The following is a 17986-nucleotide window of genomic DNA, read 5'->3' as shown; positions in this document are numbered from 1 at the left end:
GCGCTGGCCTTTAGTTCGCATTTATTGTGAAAACACCAGCTTTATTAGATAGCCGCTGGTGACAAGCCCGAGAGCTTATTCATCATCTTCAACAAGGGTCATCAGCGATGTGTTACCACCTGACGCTGTTGTATCGATACTGATGGCTTTTTCAGTCATCAAACGCTGAATAAGGTTATCGTTATACTCAGCCGTGATTACCGGCAAAATAGCCCCTTCACGTGACGAGAGCATTGCAGTAATACGCGCGGTACGATCAGTACCAGAATCGACCACTACGCCAGACAAGTCTTCATCCATCAACAAGGTATCTAAATGCGCTAGACGTGCCACTTGGAACAAGCCTTTCGGTGCCCCCGTCGATTCAAACTTGTTCTGAATCTCTACTGCTTCTTCGTAGAAAATTTCAGAAACCACTGATACCACCGGGTTACCCGTTGATAGCGCCGTCACAATTGATAACAACCAGTATTCGAAGGTTACCTCTTTATCGGCGAAACATACCAAGATACCTCGAGGCTCTAAATAGAGCTTATTCGACTCACCTGTGGGCCCTGGCAATACCTGCGGCTTGGCAAGTTTGCGTTCAACGCTGGTTAGCTGTTGACGTGCCGTTGCTAGCGTGCGGTTTAAGTCGTCAGCCAGCTCATCAACAATGTCCACTTTTGCAATTTTTGCTAGAAGCTGACGCACCATAGATATACGGTCATTAAGCGGCGTATGACGCCACTGTACTTCCACCGCTTTTGCCTTGTCCATCATGACATGGGCACGCTCAGCAATTTTTTCATCACCTACAAGCGCTGCATCGGTACCGTCCACATCGTCAATGCGCGAAGGCTTAGGCGTTGCGCGTTCCATCATTAAGCGAGGTAGATAGTTTGGACCACCCGCTTTTGGACCTGTGCCAGAAAGGCCACGGCCACCAAAGGGCTGTACGCCAACAATAGCACCAATCATGTTGCGGTTAATATATACGTTACCCGCGCGGCTTTTCGCAGCAAGCTCGTTAGCACGTTCTTCAATTCGCGAGTGAATGCCCATAGTCAGGCCGTAACCTGTACCGTTAATTTGCTCTAGTACACCATCAAGGTCTTTCGACTTAAAGCGAACAATGTGCACCACTGGGCCGAACACTTCTTTTTCAAGCACATCAATGTTTTTGATTTCATACAAAGTCGGCGCAAAGAAAGTACCGTTTTCAAAACCTGTTGGCATTTCGTTGCGATAAAGCAACTTAGCTTTGTCTTTCATGAAATCTTGATGATCAGTAAGGCTCTTAAGCGCTTTTTCATCGATCACAGGGCCAACGTCGGTGGCAAGCTGTGTTGGGTCGCCAACGGTAAGCTCTTTCATGGCACCGATTAGCATATCGATAAGGTCATCAGCAATTTCTTCTTGTACAAACAAGACGCGGAGTGCTGAACAGCGTTGACCAGCACTCTGGAAACCCGAATGAATAACATCATCAACCACCTGCTCTGGCAATGCGGTTGAATCAACTATCATACAGTTTTGGCCGCCCGTTTCTGCAATGAGAGGTACCTGCTCACCACCACGCTCTGCAAGCACCTGTGAAATTAAGGTACCGGTTTGCGTTGAGCCCGTGAACATGACAGCTCTAATGCGCTCATCTGGTAGCAAGGTTTCACCCACTTCTTTACCTGGTGATACGATAAGCTTCAGTGCGTCTTCCGGTAAGCCTACCGAATGCATAATATCTACCGCTCGCTTGGCCACCATGCTGGTTTGTTCGGCGGGCTTGGCAATAACGGTGTTACCTGTTACCAGTGCAGCCGTAACTTGACCTAAGAATATGGCCAGTGGGAAATTCCAAGGGCTGATACAAAGCACAACACCACGCGGCTTTAAGCGCTGGTCTTCAGCAAGCTCTTCGGCGCGCGCAGCATAATAGCGACAAAAATCAACCGCCTCGCGCACTTCATCAATACTGTCTTGAGCTACTTTACCTGCTTCACGCATACAGATAGCGATAAGCTCAGCCATGTGACGCTCAAGTGCATCAGCAGTACGATTAAGAATTTCAGCACGTTCGCTGACATCGCGTTTAGACCATGCTTCAAACCCAGCGTCAGCTTCATCTAGCGCCTTGCGCATGTCATCAGGTTTTGCATAGTAGTGATAACCCACCACATCATTGTGGTCTGTTGGGCTAAGTACTGCTGTTGCCCCCTCTGGTACTTCACCCGTTACTTTGTAGTAATCCTGCCAGCGCTCAAGCTCGTGTTTAAGCGCCGTTACCGCATTGGTATCGGTAAGATCTAGACCTCGCGAGTTGTCGCGCTCTGGCGCATACAACCCACGTGGGGTTTTAATTAGCTTGTTATAACGAACTTTCAAACGTTGAGTTTTCTCTACTGGGTCTTCAAGTAACGCTTCAACGGGCTTTTCATCATCAACGATAGCGTTAACGAATGATGAGTTCGCACCATTTTCAAGAAGACGGCGCACCAAGTAGGCCAATAGGTCTTCGTGTTCGCCAACTGGCGCATACACGCGGCACTGAATCTTATCCTGTGTTACCACCTGATCGTACAGGGTATCGCCCATGCCGTGCAGACACTGAAACTCAAAACCTTCTTTGTCGTCACCAGCAAGCTCAACAATCACAGACGCTGTGTAGGCATTGTGAGTGGCAAACTGCGGGTAAATGGTGTCGCGATACTCAAGTAAGCGGTTCGCACAGGCATGGTATGACACATCTGTTGACGACTTACGGGTAAATACAGGGAACTCTTCAAGGCCCGCTTGTTGGGTAAGCTTAATCTCAGTATCCCAATAGGCACCTTTAACCAAACGCACCATTAGCGGACGACCTACCTCTAGGGTAAGTTCACGCAAGTGTTCTATTACGTGAATAGCGCGCTTTTGGTAAGCCTGTACGGCCAAGCCAAAGCCTGTCCAGCCATTTAAATCTTCGTCGCGGAATACGGCTTCTATGATATCTAACGAAAGCTCAAGACGGTCGGCTTCTTCCGCATCAACGGTTAAGCCAATATCGTATTCTTTCGCCATCATACACAAGGCTTTTAAGCGCGGTGGAATGTCAACCATGGCCCGTTCGCGGTGAGAAAACTCAAAGCGTGGATGAATAGCAGAAAGTTTTACAGAAATACCTGGCGAGCGCTTGGGTCCGCGACCATTGGCCGCCTTACCGATAACTTTAATCGCTTTTTCATATGACTCATAGTAGCGATCAGCGTCAGCCATTGTGCGGGCTGCTTCACCTAGCATATCGTAGGAGTATACGTAGCCTTTAGTTTCTTTCTCTTTAGCGCGCTCTACTGCATCTTCAATGGTTTCGCCCATAACAAATTGGCGGCCCATAACGCGCATAGCAATGTTCATTGCGCGGCGGATAACTGGCTCACCTAGGCGACCTAGCGTTTGCTTTAGCAAACCAAACTGTTCTTTTTTGCGCTTGTCAGCATAGTTCACCATGTTACCGGTGAACAATAAGCCCCACGCCGATGCATTAACAAATAAAGATTCTGAGTTGCCTAAGTGCGGTGTCCACTGCCCTTGAGATAGCTTGTCACGAATAAGCTCATCTTGCGTAGCTTTATCTGGTACGCGTAGCAAGGCTTCAGCCAAGCACATCAATACCACACCTTCTGCTGTAGATAGCGAGTATTCATTTAATAGTGCATCAACACCACCGTGCCCTTCTTGCTCCCGGCGAATTTGAAGTACCATCTTACGTGCGCGTTCCCATGCACGACTTCGAGCACGCGGGTTGACCTCGGCGATAGGAAGAATCTGGTCCACAGCCACTGACTCACTAATACGATAGTAGTCTCTTATACGCTGGCGTAGGGGTGATGTTGTATGAAGTGTGTCGTTAATGAGCATTGCAACCCTTTCATAGAAATAGCTGTAACAAAAAGCGTTCCCGCCGTGTATGACTGCCCACGGTTACATGGAAGCGGCTAAATAACAAGCAAAGTCGAAACCCTGCATTGACCTGTCATTCTTCTTTAAACTTTATACTTTTGGATGAAGATCACGACGGGCCAAATTTTCGCGGATAGTAGCACACAAAAATGCCCTGCCAAGCCCCCACTATCAAAGTTTTTAATTTTCTCTGTCAAGCTACGTATTCAGTGCGTTAGATGACATATATCATCCTGTAAAAGCCGCTCTATTTTTGGTTCATTAGTCCATTTATTCACTACGCTAAAGGTCGTAGTAAAAGATTGTTGAAAATGATGTATTTTTAATTGCGATAAAAAGCGGCTAACTAAAAACCGACTACACTATTAAAAAACAAAAAAATAACTAGGTATTGCCAATGTGGTTACGAAAATTTAGCTTGATTCAACGACTGGGCATAATTGTAGCCCTTATTACTTTGCTGTTTGTATTGCTAACCGCTGTTGTCTTAAACAGGCACTATGAAGCTTTAAAACAAAAGTCCTATGACGAAAACCAACACTTGGTTGAAGTAGTTCACACTATGCTCGCCAGCTTCGAAGCGCGTAGCGACGTAGATGAGACTACGGCTAAACAACAGGCGTTAGCAGCGGTAAAGGCGCTGCGATATGACGGCAGCAATTACTTTTGGATCCAAGACCAAACCCCCTCTATGGTTATGCATCCCATTAAGCCGGCGCTCGATGGTAAAGACCTAAGAACATTTAAAGACGGAAACGGCAAAGCCTTTTTTATAGAAATGGCGCGGAAAGTTAAAGCGCAAGGGGACGGCTTTGTTGATTACGTGTGGCCTCTTCCCGGCGAAGAAACCCCTACTGACAAAATTTCTTATGTAAAAGAATTTAAACCGTGGGGCTGGACTGTGGGTTCAGGAATCTACCTTACAAACCTTGAAGAAGAGTTCGCGCACCTTCGCAACCTTATTTTGGTATTTTGCCTAGTGAGCATTGTATTGGTTGTATTGCTGGTTTATGTAATAGGCGGAAGCATTGTAAAGCCTGTCCAAGAAGTGTCTGAACGGATGAAAGATATCTCTCAGGGAGAAGGCGACCTCACTCGCTCTCTTCCTGAAACTGGGCAAGACGAAGTTACTCGGTTAGCCCGCTACTTTAACGAGTACACCGATAAAATGCGTCAGTCTTTGCTGGGTATTCGCGAAAATATCAGCTCTCTTACCCAGCAAGCTGAACTCGTAGAGTCGTCCAGCCAAAATAGTAATGCACAAGCGCAAACACAAAACGAGAATATGCTGCAGGTTGCCGCAGCAATGGAAGAAATGACAACGCAGATTAACGATGTAAGCGGCAATGCGGATTCTGCAGAGAAGAGTACAAGTAGTGCCCGAGGGAACGTTCAAAACGGTGCAGCAGTGGTGGAGAGTACAGTACAAGATATCCGCTCGTTAACCTCTGATATAGAAAGCGTGAGCAACGTAGTGACTGAACTCGCTGCACAAACAGACAGTATCGGAGCTGTGCTTGACGTAATTCGAGGCATCGCGGAACAAACCAACTTACTCGCCCTTAATGCCGCTATTGAAGCTGCTCGAGCCGGTGAACAAGGAAGGGGGTTTGCCGTAGTAGCAGATGAAGTTCGTACCTTGGCAAGTCGAACCGGACAAAGTACCGATGAAATTCAAGCTATGATTGAAAAGCTGCAAAGTAACGCGAAAAGTGCGGTAGACGCAGTACAAATCAGTCAGTCTGCGTCAAACAAAACTGTAGATAATGCCATACAAGCAAACCAAAACCTTCAGGAAGCTGACCGCCTAATGACGGAAATTGCAGACATGAGCAGTGAAATTGCCCGAGCCACTGAACAGCAAGCGGAAGCCGCCACTGAAGCGAATATGCGAATAAATGCATTATCGGGGGCTGCAGATAGTAGCTTGAAAACAGCAGATGAACTGGCAGCTGCAAGCCAAGCACTTAAAAGCAGTTGTCTGGCAATTATGGATATAGCAAACCGTTTTAAGCTGTAAACCTTTTTTCGACTGCGGCCTAGAGAGCCCGCGAAGCAATTCGCGCGTGTTCAGGCCGCTCATACCTTTCTTTATGTCCTTCCCTGCTTTAACTCGAACTTCAAATTCGATTATTTTCGATACTAAGAACGAAACTTTGTAGCATTTAGACGCTCTTAAACCATCAGTGACAAGCTCTGCCTGTGGAACAAAAGCCCTGAGTGCATTACACTCAGAATCACATTAAGTGGCCGAGTGCCGATTTCTTCTAGGTAATCGGCTATGCTATCGCAATGTGGCAATGGCTTAAGCGCTTGTAACGTTAGACGCGTATCAAATCAAGGAGTTGAATATGAGTAGTGGTTCTAAGGGGAAGCCTATTTTACTATGGGTTGCCGGTTTTTTCGTGTTGCTATTCTTGGTGTACTTTTTGTTCGCCAACACCATTATAAAATCTATTCTTGAATCAAAATTAGGGGAATCATACGGCGCCGAAGTCAATATTGACGAATTCGACCACTCTCTTTTCCCCACTACCGTTACCCTAAAAGGCATCGCGCTAACCAACCCAACCAAGCCATCTCACAACCAAGTTTTTGTAGGTGAGGCTAATGCGGACGTCGAATTAAAGCCACTGCTTGATGATCAGGTTATTGTTAATAACCTAGACCTTTTAGAAGTACAGTTTGATACCAAGCGCGAGTCAGAAGGTGAAGTATATCGCGTTCCAGAGCGCTCACTGTCGTTTGATGAAATCAAAACGAAAGCGAAAGAGGCCGTGCCTACGGTTGATGAACTACTTGCACGCAACCCGCTAAAAACGACCGCAGCCATCGAAAATGCCAAGTCTGCCTACGAAACGTATGGCAAAGGCCTTAAAGATGATTATGAATCTTTGCCTGACAAAGCGCGTATTGACTACTACAAAACACAGGTCGCTCAGCTTAAAGAAACTAACTACAAAGATCCGCAGGCATTAGTTCAAGCGAAGTCAGCATTCGATAAGCTGAAAGAAGAAATGCAGGCAGACCGCGCGCTTATTAGCAACTTCACTGAAAAGGCTAGCGATGCAAAACAGGCCTTAAGTGAAAGTATTGAAGCGCTCAAAAAAGCACCTCAGGAAGACTATGCCTTACTCAAAGGTGTTATCGCGGGCGATCAAGCCGCCCTTTCTCAGGTAACCTATTTTGTATTTGGCGATAAAGCAGCGGAATACACCGAATACCTGATGGCAGCAATGCAAATAGTTATGCCGCTTATTCAGGGCGAAGAAAAAAGCGAAGCGCCTGCTGACGTACCCTCAATTTTAGTAAAAGAGGCTAATGTCTCAGTACTATGGCAAAACGAATCTATCACGAGCAAGTGGAACAATATTACTAACGTTCACGAAGTATTTGGTAACCCTACCACCTTCACCATTGAAGCGGCTGGCGATTTATTAAAGTCGTTTACCTCTAGCGGTGAGTTTTGGATTGACGGTGAAGGTGTTGATGCTAGCCAGGTATGGGAGCTAGCTGGCGTGAACATGTCAGACATTTCTTTTAGCGGCAATGAAACACTTAATGCGGTGCTTAAATCGGCGCTAATGAAAACCAACGGGTCGATGAAAGTCACTGATAACATGCTTACCGGTACCGGCGAAGTCGACCTACAGCAGCTTGTCATGGAAGCAACGGGTACTAGCGATATCACTAGCGCTATCGCGCAAGCACTGCAAACCTTAAGTAGTCTGAACATGACCATGTTGCTTGATGGCACCCTTTCAGACCCTGGCTTTAACATTAAGTCTGACCTTGACAATAAACTTGCAAAAGCAGCACTTTCGCAGCTTACGGCTAGCCAGAAAGATAAACTAGACGAGTTAAATACTAAGCTCAACAGTATGATAAGTAGCGAGCAGTCCCTTCTATCTGGTGAGCTTGTTGACGTAAACAGTATGCTTAGCGCAGCCCAAGGTGACAGTGCAGCCCTTCAGGAACTACTTCAAGCTCAGCTTAACAACGTTGTCGAACAGCAAAAAAGTAAACTGTTTGATAAATTGAAGGGTAAATTTGGTCAGGGTGAATAATGCACCTTTGACTCGGCGCTGCTTCGCGGCATAATACAACACAGCAGAGGCATAGCGCCTCTGCTTTTTTTCCGCTTAACCATATTGTCAGGTGAATCTGTGTTACAAGGTAAATGGCTTCCCATTGTGTTAATAGTACTTCTTGGTCTATTGCAATACAGACTATGGTTTGGAAAAAATAGTATTCCCGATTACTTCAACCGAAAACAAGAAGTTCATACACAAGCCCTTCAAAACGCAAACCTTGCTCAGCGCAATGCGTTACTTAAAGCTGATATCAGCGATTTAAAAATTGGATTAGAAGCCATTGAAGAAAGAGCGCGAAATGAACTCGGTTTGATTAAAAAGGGAGAAACCTTTTACCGTATTCTACCCGCAGATGCTAAGTGAATAAAATGACATCGCCCCGCGTTGTTGCGGTTATCCCCGCAGCCGGAGTTGGCAGCCGCATGAAAGCCGACCGTCCCAAACAGTACCTTACCTTAAACGGTAAAACCATTCTTGAACACACCATAGACGCATTGTTAACCCATCCATTAGTTGACGAGGTTGTGGTGGCCATCAGTCCAGGCGATGCATACTTCGATACCTATGGACTGAGGGAAAAACCAATTCATGTGGTAGACGGTGGCAAAGAACGGGCAGACAGCGTACTTAGCGGCATCATGTCTTTGGGCGATAATGATTGGGCTCTAGTACATGATGCAGCCCGCCCCTGTATTGAAAAGAACGACATTTCAGCGCTTATTGCCTTAACAGACAACGAGTCGGTTGCCGGCGGTATTCTGGCAACCCCCGTTAGAGATACTATGAAGCGAGTTGCGCTTGATACGAACAAGGACACCAATGTTATTTCTCACACCGAGGACAGAGACGGCCTGTGGCACGCGCTAACGCCACAGTTTTTTCCCGCAACACTTTTAAAGCAAGCCCTTCAGGAAGGTTTAGCGAAAGGCGCAGCGATTACTGACGAGGCGTCGGCTATGGAGCTTGCTGGCTACAAAGTAGCTATGGTTAATGGAAGCCCTGCTAATATTAAAATTACCCACCCAGCCGACCTTCCTTTGGCAGAATTCTATCTTAAGCAAAAATTTAACGCGCAAGGCGACAATCTGCAAAGCCAAAGCGCGCAAGATCAAAAGGCAAATTTATAATGCGAATAGGACACGGTTTTGATGTACACAAATTTGGCGGCGACGGCCCCATCACCATAGGTGGCGTGCGCATCGACTACGAACAAGGCCTTGTGGCACATTCTGATGGCGACGTATTGCTTCATGCACTTTGCGATGCAATGCTAGGTGCGGCAGCACTTGGTGATATTGGCAAGCACTTCCCTGATACAGACGATGCCTACGCAGGTGCAGACAGTCGCGTACTGTTACGCCACGTTGTGAATGTAGTGAAAGAAAAAGGCTACAAGTTAAGCAATGCCGATATGACGATAGTGGCGCAGGCGCCGAAAATGGCCCCACATATTGAAGCTATGCGCGAGATTATCGCGCAAGACTGTAATGTAGCGCTTGACGACATTAATGTAAAAGCTACGACGACGGAAAAACTCGGTTATACCGGCCGCAAAGAAGGCATTGCCTCTCACGCTGTCGTGCTATTGGAAAAACTATGAAGCCCTTAAACACTGATCACTGGCAGTACTATTTCACAAAGCCTGTATCTACTGGCATATTTAAATTCCAAGCCGACGACTTTCAAGTTGTTGAAGATTTAGGCTATACGCCCTGCGGTGAAGGTGAGCACCAGTTTGTGTTTGTTGAAAAAACCAACACAAATACCGCATTTGTGGCGGAGCAACTTGCGCGCTTCGTTAACTTGCCACTGCGCCAAATTACTTATGCTGGTCGTAAAGATAAATACGCAGTAACACAACAGTGGTTTGGCATACATGCCCCCGGCAAACCTGATTTCGACTTTAGCAATTTCGAACTGGAAGGCGTTAAAGTACTCAAACAAATGCGCCATAACAAAAAGCTGCGTACGGGTCAGCTTAAAGGCAATCACTTCACGATTACCTTGCGTCAGGTATTACACCCAGAAGCTATTGAAGAGCGTTTGCAAGAAATTGCAGAGCACGGGGTACCTAATTACTACGGCGAGCAACGCTTTGGTGTAATGCGCTTAAATGATATGGGTGAAGTGCAGCGTGGCGGAAACCTGGTAATGGCCGAACGCATGGTAAATGGTGAAACCATTAGGCACCGCAACAAACGCTCTATGGCACTTTCTGCTCTACGCAGCTGGCTGTTCAATGAAATGCTTTCAACGCGCCTAGAAAAAGGCACATTTGATAAAGTAAACCAAGGCGATGCACTGGTGCTATCCGGGTCTAATAGCTTTTTCATTAATGAAGGTGCTGAAGGCTCAGAACAGCAACAAGATGCACAACGTCGCTTTACTGCAAAAGATGTGTGCCCTTCAGCGCCACTTTGGGGTAAAGGAGCACTCGTTACGCAAGCTGACGTATTAGCAATGGAACAGTCTGTTGCTGCGCAAAATAGTGAAGTTATCGATTTTTTAAGTCAATGCGGGTTCGAACAAGAGCGCCGAGCGATAAAAATTTGGCCTTCACAGCTTGAATGGCAGAGTAAGGGTGATACATTTACTATCTCGTTTGCGCTTCCGAGCGGCTGCTTTGCAACCTCGGTCCTAAGAGAATGCGTGGAGACCTTATCCCCCATTAATCGGGTTTAAAAAGTATTGATAAAAGTGTGGCGCGCAACAGATTTAACCTCGCGTGGCTGTGAATAAAAATAAAGGAAAGTACGCAACATCATGAGAGCTTCTAGAAAAGGAGACGCGTTAGCACAACTGCTTTATAACGAAGGAATACGTTCACAAGCAGTATTAAACGCCATTGCTGGTACGCCGCGGGAGAGCTTCTTGCCCGACGCGCTTAAACATAAGGCTTATCAAAATACGGCATTGCCTATAGGGCAAGGCCAGACAATTTCGCAGCCTTATATCGTTGCGAAAATGACCGAGCTATTGCTTGATAGCCCCAATAAACCTGAAAAAGTGCTGGAGATAGGCACAGGCTCAGGTTATCAAACGGCTATTCTTGCACAGCTATTCGCGAAGGTTTTTAGTGTAGAGCGTATTAAATCACTGCAGTTTCAAGCGAAGCGCCGAATGAATCAACTCGACCTTCACAATATTGCAATGAAACACGGCGATGGTTGGAAAGGCTGGGCGTCAAAAGGCCCATACGACGCTATTATTGTTACCGCTGCTGCTGCGAGCCTTCCCCAGGATTTGTGCGAACAGCTAAAAGAAGGTGGGCGACTTATAATTCCCGTGGGTAACGAACAACAATCGTTGCTGTGTATTGATAGGATTGAAGGGGAACTAAAAACGTCGACCATTGAATCGGTTCGATTTGTTCCTCTTGTAGCAGGAGAGCTAATGTGAAGCTTTTTGAGCCGTGTTATGACATGGCGTTACGCTGGGCGAGGCATCGCCACGCAACCAAATATTTAGGTGGGTTAAGCTTCTCAGAGTCGGTTTTCTTCCCCATTCCCCCTGACGTGATGCTTGCACCGATGGCCTTGTCGCAGCCTAATAAGGCATGGCAGTTTGCTCTGATTACTACCATTGCCTCTATTTTGGGTGGTATTGCGGGCTACTGGCTTGGTTACTTTGCGTTTGATGCTTGGCTCGCTCCGCTTGTAGAAAGCTGGGGGTATACCCATAAAATTGAAACCGCAATGCAATGGTTTAAAGACTATGGTGTATGGGTAGTCTTTCTTGCAGGGTTTTCCCCCATTCCCTATAAAGTATTTACGGTAAGTGCCGGTTTCTTGCAAATGGCTTTTCTACCATTTTTACTTGCATCTGCAGTAGGGCGTGGCGCGCGTTTCTTTTTAGTCGCGGGCCTAATGCGCTGGGGTGGAGCTCCCATGGAACAAAAGCTAAGACAGTACGTAGAAGTGCTAGGGTGGGCAGTTGTCATCCTTGCAGTACTCGCCTATTTACTGCTGCGATGATATGCATAAGCCTCTTTTTTATATAGGTTTTTTGTTATATTTCTGTGTACTTATTGGGGGATGCGCAGGAAGAAGTGCTCCTGCCCCTGTTGTTTTATTAAATAGTCAAGTTTCAGATGGAAGCGAAGAGTACACAAAAAAAACCTATAAAGTGCAACGAGGCGACACACTTTATGCAGTAGCTTGGTACACCGGAAACGACTATCGCGATCTAGCAAAATACAACCATTTATCAGCCCCTTACACCATTTTCCCTGGTCAGATTTTAAAGGTTACCCCCCCGTCAAATGTAGCTGTAGCCCCCGTAAAATCTAAGGTAAAGACCAAACGGTCAACAACTCCGACCACCCCAAAAGTAGACAAAAGTTTGGTTGACCCCCCATCGCCACAAGCGTATCGTGAAAGTGAAAAAGTTGTTAAGCCACAAAAAGTTACGACTGTCAAGAAGCCGTCACGAAGCGTCAAAAAACAAACGCCGACGAGCTTTCCAAGCAAAGTACAAAAGTGGGTTTGGCCTGCAGAAGGTAAGTTAGTTGGTACCTTCAGTAAGACAGAATCAGGCAACAAAGGAATTGATATCGCTGGTGCTAAAGGCAGTAAAGTCGTCGCAGCAGCAGATGGAAAAGTTGTTTACTCAGGGAGCGCCTTAAGAGGTTACGGTAAGTTAGTTATTATCAAACACACCGATACTTTCTTAAGTGCTTACGCCTACAACGATACTATTTTAGTCAAAGAACGAGAATGGGTGTCAGCGGGGCAGCAGATTGCAACCATGGGTGATAGCGGAACAAATTCGGTAAAACTTCACTTTGAAGTTAGGTATAGAGGGAAATCATTAGACCCGATGAAATACCTGCCAGTATTAAAATAATAAAAATAAATAACAATAAAAAAAGACAAAGGAGAAACGTCATAAGGTAAACCTTGTAGCAGGAGATTCATGATGGGTAAGTCAAATAAAGCCTTGGAATCAAAACCGCAAGATGACTTAGATGTCATCGATATGCCAGCTGATATGAAAGCTGACGAAACCTTAACCAACGACGCTGAACTAGAAAATGACGATGCCATTTTCAGTCAGGATGACCAACCTAAAAACCTAGATGCCACACAGCTTTATCTAGGCGAGATTGGTTTTTCACCACTGCTAACCGCAGAAGAAGAAGTTTATTTTGCGCGCCGCTCACTGAAAGGCTGCGAAGCCTCTCGCAAACGTATGATTGTTAGCAACCTTCGCCTTGTTGTTAAGATTGCTCGCCGTTATAACAACCGTGGACTAGCACTTCTCGATTTAATTGAAGAAGGTAACTTAGGTCTAATCCGTGCCGTAGAAAAGTTTGATCCTGAACGCGGATTCCGTTTTTCAACGTATGCAACCTGGTGGATTCGCCAAACTATCGAACGCGCGATTATGAATCAAACGCGTACTATTCGTTTGCCTATCCACGTAGTGAAAGAACTAAACGTTTATTTACGTGCTTCTCGTGAACTTTCACAAAAGCTTGACCATGAGCCAACTGCAGAAGAAATTGCAGCGGCCCTAGATAAGCCAGTGGAAGATGTAACAAAGATGCTTCGTTTAAATGAACGCATTACCTCTGTCGATACACCTATTGGCGGAGAAAATGATAAAGCACTGCTTGATATTATTGCTGATGAGAAAGAGTTTAGCCCTGAAGAGAGCTTACAAGACTCTGATATCAAAAGTAATATCGTAACTTGGCTTGAAGAGCTAAATCCTAAGCAGCGCGAGGTACTCGCTCGCCGTTTTGGTCTTATGGGATATGAGCCTTCAACCCTTGAAGATGTGGGTGTAGAAATTGGATTAACACGTGAGCGTGTTCGTCAAATTCAGGTGGAAGCACTTCGCCGTCTTCGCGATATGCTGGGTCATCAAGGCCTTTCATTAGAGAACTTGTTCGACCAAATGAAGTAGCTTCTACTCACATTGTAGAGTAAAACGTAAATGCCAGTGTTGTGACGCTTTTAAACAAGCGTTTCAACACTGGCATTTTTATTTTAGATTCACGGTAACCTAGCAACCCTTTGCTAGTTCTATCTATGCGGATTGGTATTAGTTTCTCTCAAGCGTCACAAAAGTATAAGCATGCGCATTCTTTTCATCGGCGCTATGTGCTTCTCGTGATACTTCAGTCCAACTTGCTGCTGCCTCATAATCAGGGAACTGGGTATCTCCCTCTACTGAAAGATCAATATGTGTAAGGTACAAGGTATCCGCTCTATCTAAAAATGACTGGTAGATAGTACCGCCACCAATAATCATTACCTCGTCATTCTGCCCATTATCGTTACTTAGCGCTTTTGCGACCTCAAATGCTGATTCCGGCGAGTCGACCACAGTAGCGTCAGATAAGCTGTAGTCAGCATTACTGGTAATGACGATATTTGGCCTACCAGGAAGTGCTTTTCCAATTGACTCGTAAGTTTTTCGCCCCATGATAACCGCCTTGCCCAGAGTAATAGCTTTAAAATGCTTCAAGTCAGCAGGTAAATGCCACGGCATATCATTGTCTGCGCCAATAATTCTGTCCTTTGCCATAGCAGCAATCATCGCTATTTTCATTTTTACACCTTCAGGCCAAGTTTTAATTGTTTAAAGCAAAGTATATCAACATCAGATAGGAAATGCGCCAACACCTTAAAGCAAATAATAACAATTATCATTTGCATGAGTTATAAAAGTATTTTAGTGTAGAGTTAGGAGGTGGCTACCATGCTTATAACTTATTTATGCCCTAAACATGCAGACTGGGTTTACAACAATCCAGAGCAAGCGCTACACGTAATGGCACGGGACGAAATGCAGGGCACTATGCTTATGCAAAGTGGTCAGTTAAGTGAAGCGATTCCCTATCTTGGATGTGCATTTGATATCGCCGTCATACTGCTTGAAGTTGACGGTGGCGAAAACAGCGCTATGACATCTAAAATTATGAGCTTAACCAGTTTACTTGAAGATATTTATTTTCATTTGAGACTTACCCATTACAGAAATGCCATAGTAGACAGAGCCCACAGGATAATAGAAGCTTCTAACAATATCGCGAACAACGAAATACCTCTGCGATTTGCGGTGTAGAATTGGTACGCACCTAACAAAAAAGCTCGCACTTTGCTTTGGCAAATGTACGAGCTTAATGTTTTGTGAGCTGATTGATTGTGAATGCTTAAATCACTAACTCACAGAAACTATCTTCGACCAGTGCTTCTCGACGATTGTTTCTCAGCGATTGTTTCTCAACGACTGTTTCTCAGCGATTGTTTCTCAACGACGATACTCAACTTCCACGTCGTAGTCGTCTTCGTCCCAGTCGTCGTCATCGAGATCATCTTCAAATTCATCATGGGCTTCTAGTGTATTCTTATGGTAAGTGTCCCACTTGAATTCCACTTCTTTCTTCTCTTCTTCCTCTTCTATTTCTGCAGGAAGACTTTCAATGAAGTCCATAACATCGTTACAGAGTGGATCGAGGTTCATCTTTTGGAACGCTGAGATTTGATAAACAGGGCCTTCCCACCCTAGCGCATCAATAACGTGCTGGCAGCGCTCTTCGGCTTCTTCTTCAAGCAACAAATCAACTTTGTTAAATACCAACCAGCGTGGCTTTTCTGCTAGCTTAGGGCTGTATTTCTCAAGTTCTTCTATAATTGCTTTAGCATTTTCGGCCGGATCAGTTTCATCTACAGGGAAAATATCTACCACATGAAGCAAGATACGACAGCGCTCTAAGTGCTTTAAGAAACGAATTCCTAGGCCCGCACCATCGGCTGCACCTTCAATCAAACCAGGAATATCAGCGACAACAAAGCTACGCTGTGAATCTTGGCGAACAACACCTAAGTTAGGTACAAGCGTAGTAAACGGGTAGTCAGCCACTTTCGGCTTAGCCGCCGATACAGAGCGAATAAAGGTTGATTTACCCGCGTTAGGCATACCAAGCAAGCCCACATCTGCTAGAAGCATAAGCTCTAGCTTAAGATTACGAATTTCACCTGGCGTACCATTGGTTTTTTGACGTGGTGCGCGGTTAGTACTGCTTTTAAAGCGAGCATTACCTAAACCGTGAAAACCACCTTGTGCCACTTTAAGCTTTTGACCATGACGAGTTAAGTCACCCAATACTTCACCAGTATCGCTATCAGTGGCGCGTGTACCCACGGGCACCATAACGGTAAGATCTTTACCCTTCTTACCGATACAGTTACCGCCTTGGCCGTTTTGGCCGCGCTCTGCTCGATGAAAACGTTCGAAGCGATAATCGATCAATGTATTTAGGTTTTCATCGGCTTGTAAGAATACGCTGCCGCCGTCACCACCGTCGCCGCCGTCTGGGCCACCTTTAGGTACGTATTTTTCCCTTCTAAAGCCAATGGTACCGTTGCCGCCGTCACCGGCTTCAACGCGAATTTCAGCTTCATCTACAAATTTCATTTATCACTCCGGGCTGTAATGCCGTGGGTTATTAACTTTTTAATGCGAATACTAAGTTTACACCAAATTACCCATTGGCGCTTTTGTGTCTGCTCAGCATTCTAAAAAACGAGAAGTAAAACCTTGCCTAGCGTTAATTCGTTCTAGAATTTACACGCTACAAATAAGAACAGTAAAAGAAAGAAAGGTTTCACAAAACAAAAAACCCCGCTTGCGCGGGGTTTTTCTAAGCCTGTTCGGCGAGAAGCTTTCGCGCTTACTCAGCTACGATGCTTACAAATTTACGGTTTTTCGGTCCTTTAACGTCGAACTGAACTTTACCGTCTTTTAGTGCAAACAACGTGTGGTCTTTACCGATACCCATGTTGTCACCAGCGTGGAAACGAGTACCACGTTGACGAACAATGATGTTACCAGCAAGAACAGATTCGCCACCAAAGCGCTTAACACCTAGGCGTTTACTCTCTGAATCACGACCGTTTTTGGTACTACCACCAGCTTTTTTGTGTGCCATGTGTTCGTGCTCCTATTATGCGTTGATACCAGTGATTTTCACTTCTGTGAACCACTGACGGTGACCCGCTTGCTTACGAGAGTGCTTACGACGACGGAACTTAACGATTTTTACTTTATCGCCACGACCGTGTGTAACAACCTCAGCAGTCACCTTACCACCAGCAACGATTGGTGTGCCGATTTTTACGTCGTCACCGTTGCTTACCATTAAAACTTTGTCAAATTCAACCGTTTCGCCTGGGGCTACTTCGATTTTTTCAAGACGAACGGTTTGGCCTTCGGCCACACGGTGTTGTTTACCGCCACTTTGGAAAACCGCGTACATAGTTAACTCCGCTCTGCGTCCACTGACGCTTCAATTCAAAAAACAGGGCGCGAATTGTACGTGAAACATCCGTAAATCACAAGCCCGATTCGCAGAAAAAATGATTATTTTTCCAACATGGGGCGAATTATGCCTCAATTGCTTATTTGATGCAGCTTCAAATGCTCTGAAACTATTAAAATTTCAAAAATAATTTCGATAAATCAGCAGAAAAGTAGGATCGCTAACTATAAAAACTTAGGCTATTTCTACAAAATATTGGCGAAAAGTGCAGGCATAACTACAGCGAATTGATTGTGGCCGCTGGCGGTTGAACTTGCGCCGCTAGCGATCCGCGAAAGCCGTTAGCGGTCAAAGAAGCCATTAGCGATCTAGGAAAGAATTAGCGATCTAATAGAGGCTATTTGCGATCGGCTTAATGAGATCCCGAATAGATCAGCACAATCGGTTAAAGGATAAAAGATCCTTTCTTACGAGATGAATTGTGTCCCTCCTCACTATCTAGTCATAGTACTACTTTTTGTAGTTTTACTTTCCGATTGCCTATTGGATCGCAAGTTTAGATCGTTACGCTCCCCTTTTGCTTGATACAGGATCCGTGAATTTACGTAAACGATCATCCGGTTTAATTGCTCGGCTAAATAGCTCGCTTAAATGCTCGCTTAATTGCTCGTTTTAGTCGACAGTGGAGCGTATTACTATTCAGATA

16 protein-coding genes are annotated in these 17986 nt (G+C 45.4%); 11 read left to right on the top strand and 5 right to left on the bottom strand.

Annotation, left to right across the window (positions count from 1 at the left end):
* Window positions 1-75: 75 nt before the first annotated feature.
* A complete protein-coding gene (gene putA / locus IW644_RS07985) occupies window positions 76-3873 on the bottom strand; it encodes a bifunctional proline dehydrogenase/L-glutamate gamma-semialdehyde dehydrogenase PutA (RefSeq protein WP_269917166.1) in 3798 nt (1265 codons plus the stop codon).
* A 439-nt stretch (window positions 3874-4312) separates the two neighbouring features.
* Between putA and IW644_RS07980 the strand changes: the two genes are divergently transcribed.
* The 10 genes from IW644_RS07980 (at window position 4313) to rpoS (ending at window position 13919) form a co-directional block, all read left to right on the top strand.
* Entirely contained in the window at window positions 4313-5935 is a 1623-nt protein-coding gene (locus IW644_RS07980; RefSeq protein ID WP_269917165.1) for a methyl-accepting chemotaxis protein, read from the top strand.
* A gap of 331 nt (window positions 5936-6266) precedes the next feature.
* Window positions 6267-7982 carry a TIGR03545 family protein gene (locus IW644_RS07975; protein ID WP_269917164.1) on the top strand — a complete coding sequence of 572 codons (1716 nt, stop codon included), beginning with the start codon at window positions 6267-6269 and terminating at the stop codon, window positions 7980-7982.
* A 99-nt stretch (window positions 7983-8081) separates the two neighbouring features.
* Window positions 8082-8372, top strand: coding sequence for a cell division protein FtsB (gene ftsB / locus IW644_RS07970; protein ID WP_179982290.1), 291 nt, complete (start codon window positions 8082-8084; stop codon window positions 8370-8372).
* 5 nt (window positions 8373-8377) lie between these two features.
* Window positions 8378-9136 (top strand): 2-C-methyl-D-erythritol 4-phosphate cytidylyltransferase, encoded by a 759-nt coding sequence (gene ispD, locus IW644_RS07965; RefSeq protein WP_269917163.1) that lies wholly within the window; start codon window positions 8378-8380, stop codon window positions 9134-9136.
* Complete coding sequence (gene ispF / locus IW644_RS07960) at window positions 9136-9609, top strand: 2-C-methyl-D-erythritol 2,4-cyclodiphosphate synthase (RefSeq protein WP_269917162.1); 474 nt, start codon at window positions 9136-9138, stop codon at window positions 9607-9609. Before ispD ends, ispF begins: the two co-directional genes overlap by 1 nt.
* Complete coding sequence (truD, locus tag IW644_RS07955) at window positions 9606-10691, top strand: tRNA pseudouridine(13) synthase TruD (protein WP_269917161.1); 1086 nt, start codon at window positions 9606-9608, stop codon at window positions 10689-10691. The genes ispF and truD overlap by 4 nt, the downstream gene beginning before the upstream one ends.
* Window positions 10692-10772: 81 nt before the next feature.
* Complete coding sequence (locus tag IW644_RS07950) at window positions 10773-11408, top strand: protein-L-isoaspartate(D-aspartate) O-methyltransferase (protein WP_118490353.1); 636 nt, start codon at window positions 10773-10775, stop codon at window positions 11406-11408.
* Window positions 11405-11983: a YqaA family protein gene (locus IW644_RS07945; protein WP_269917160.1), complete on the top strand. Its 579-nt coding sequence runs from the start codon at window positions 11405-11407 to the stop codon at window positions 11981-11983. The genes IW644_RS07950 and IW644_RS07945 overlap by 4 nt, the downstream gene beginning before the upstream one ends.
* 1 nt (window position 11984) lies before the next feature.
* Window positions 11985-12854 (top strand): peptidoglycan DD-metalloendopeptidase family protein, encoded by an 870-nt coding sequence (locus tag IW644_RS07940; protein ID WP_269917159.1) that lies wholly within the window; start codon window positions 11985-11987, stop codon window positions 12852-12854.
* Between the two features lie 72 nt (window positions 12855-12926).
* Window positions 12927-13919: an RNA polymerase sigma factor RpoS gene (gene rpoS / locus IW644_RS07935; protein ID WP_269917319.1), complete on the top strand. Its 993-nt coding sequence runs from the start codon at window positions 12927-12929 to the stop codon at window positions 13917-13919.
* Between the two features lie 138 nt (window positions 13920-14057).
* Here rpoS and folA read toward each other — a convergent pair whose 3' ends face one another.
* Window positions 14058-14555, bottom strand: a complete 498-nt coding sequence (gene folA, locus IW644_RS07930) for a type 3 dihydrofolate reductase (RefSeq protein WP_269917318.1) — start codon at window positions 14553-14555, stop codon at window positions 14058-14060.
* A gap of 162 nt (window positions 14556-14717) precedes the next feature.
* Here folA and IW644_RS07925 point away from each other — a divergent pair, with 162 nt between their 5' ends.
* Complete coding sequence (locus IW644_RS07925; RefSeq protein ID WP_269917158.1) at window positions 14718-15083, top strand: hypothetical protein; 366 nt, start codon at window positions 14718-14720, stop codon at window positions 15081-15083.
* A 186-nt stretch (window positions 15084-15269) separates the two neighbouring features.
* Here the strand turns inward: IW644_RS07925 and cgtA are convergent, their stop codons facing one another.
* The 3 genes from cgtA to rplU all read right to left on the bottom strand — a co-directional run bounded on the left by cgtA (window position 15270) and on the right by rplU (window position 17277).
* Window positions 15270-16436: an Obg family GTPase CgtA gene (gene cgtA, locus IW644_RS07920; protein WP_269917157.1), complete on the bottom strand. Its 1167-nt coding sequence runs from the start codon at window positions 16434-16436 to the stop codon at window positions 15270-15272.
* Window positions 16437-16692: 256 nt separating this feature from the next.
* Entirely contained in the window at window positions 16693-16950 is a 258-nt protein-coding gene (gene rpmA / locus IW644_RS07915) for a 50S ribosomal protein L27 (protein ID WP_012517170.1), read from the bottom strand.
* A gap of 15 nt (window positions 16951-16965) precedes the next feature.
* Window positions 16966-17277 carry a 50S ribosomal protein L21 gene (gene rplU / locus IW644_RS07910; RefSeq protein WP_012517169.1) on the bottom strand — a complete coding sequence of 104 codons (312 nt, stop codon included), beginning with the start codon at window positions 17275-17277 and terminating at the stop codon, window positions 16966-16968.
* Window positions 17278-17986: the final 709 nt, after the last annotated feature.

Origin of the sequence: Alteromonas sp. PRIM-21 (genome assembly GCF_027563165.1) — a bacterium.
Taxonomy (GTDB): domain Bacteria; phylum Pseudomonadota; class Gammaproteobacteria; order Enterobacterales; family Alteromonadaceae; genus Alteromonas; species Alteromonas macleodii_A.
This window is presented reverse-complemented; position numbering and strand designations above follow the sequence as displayed.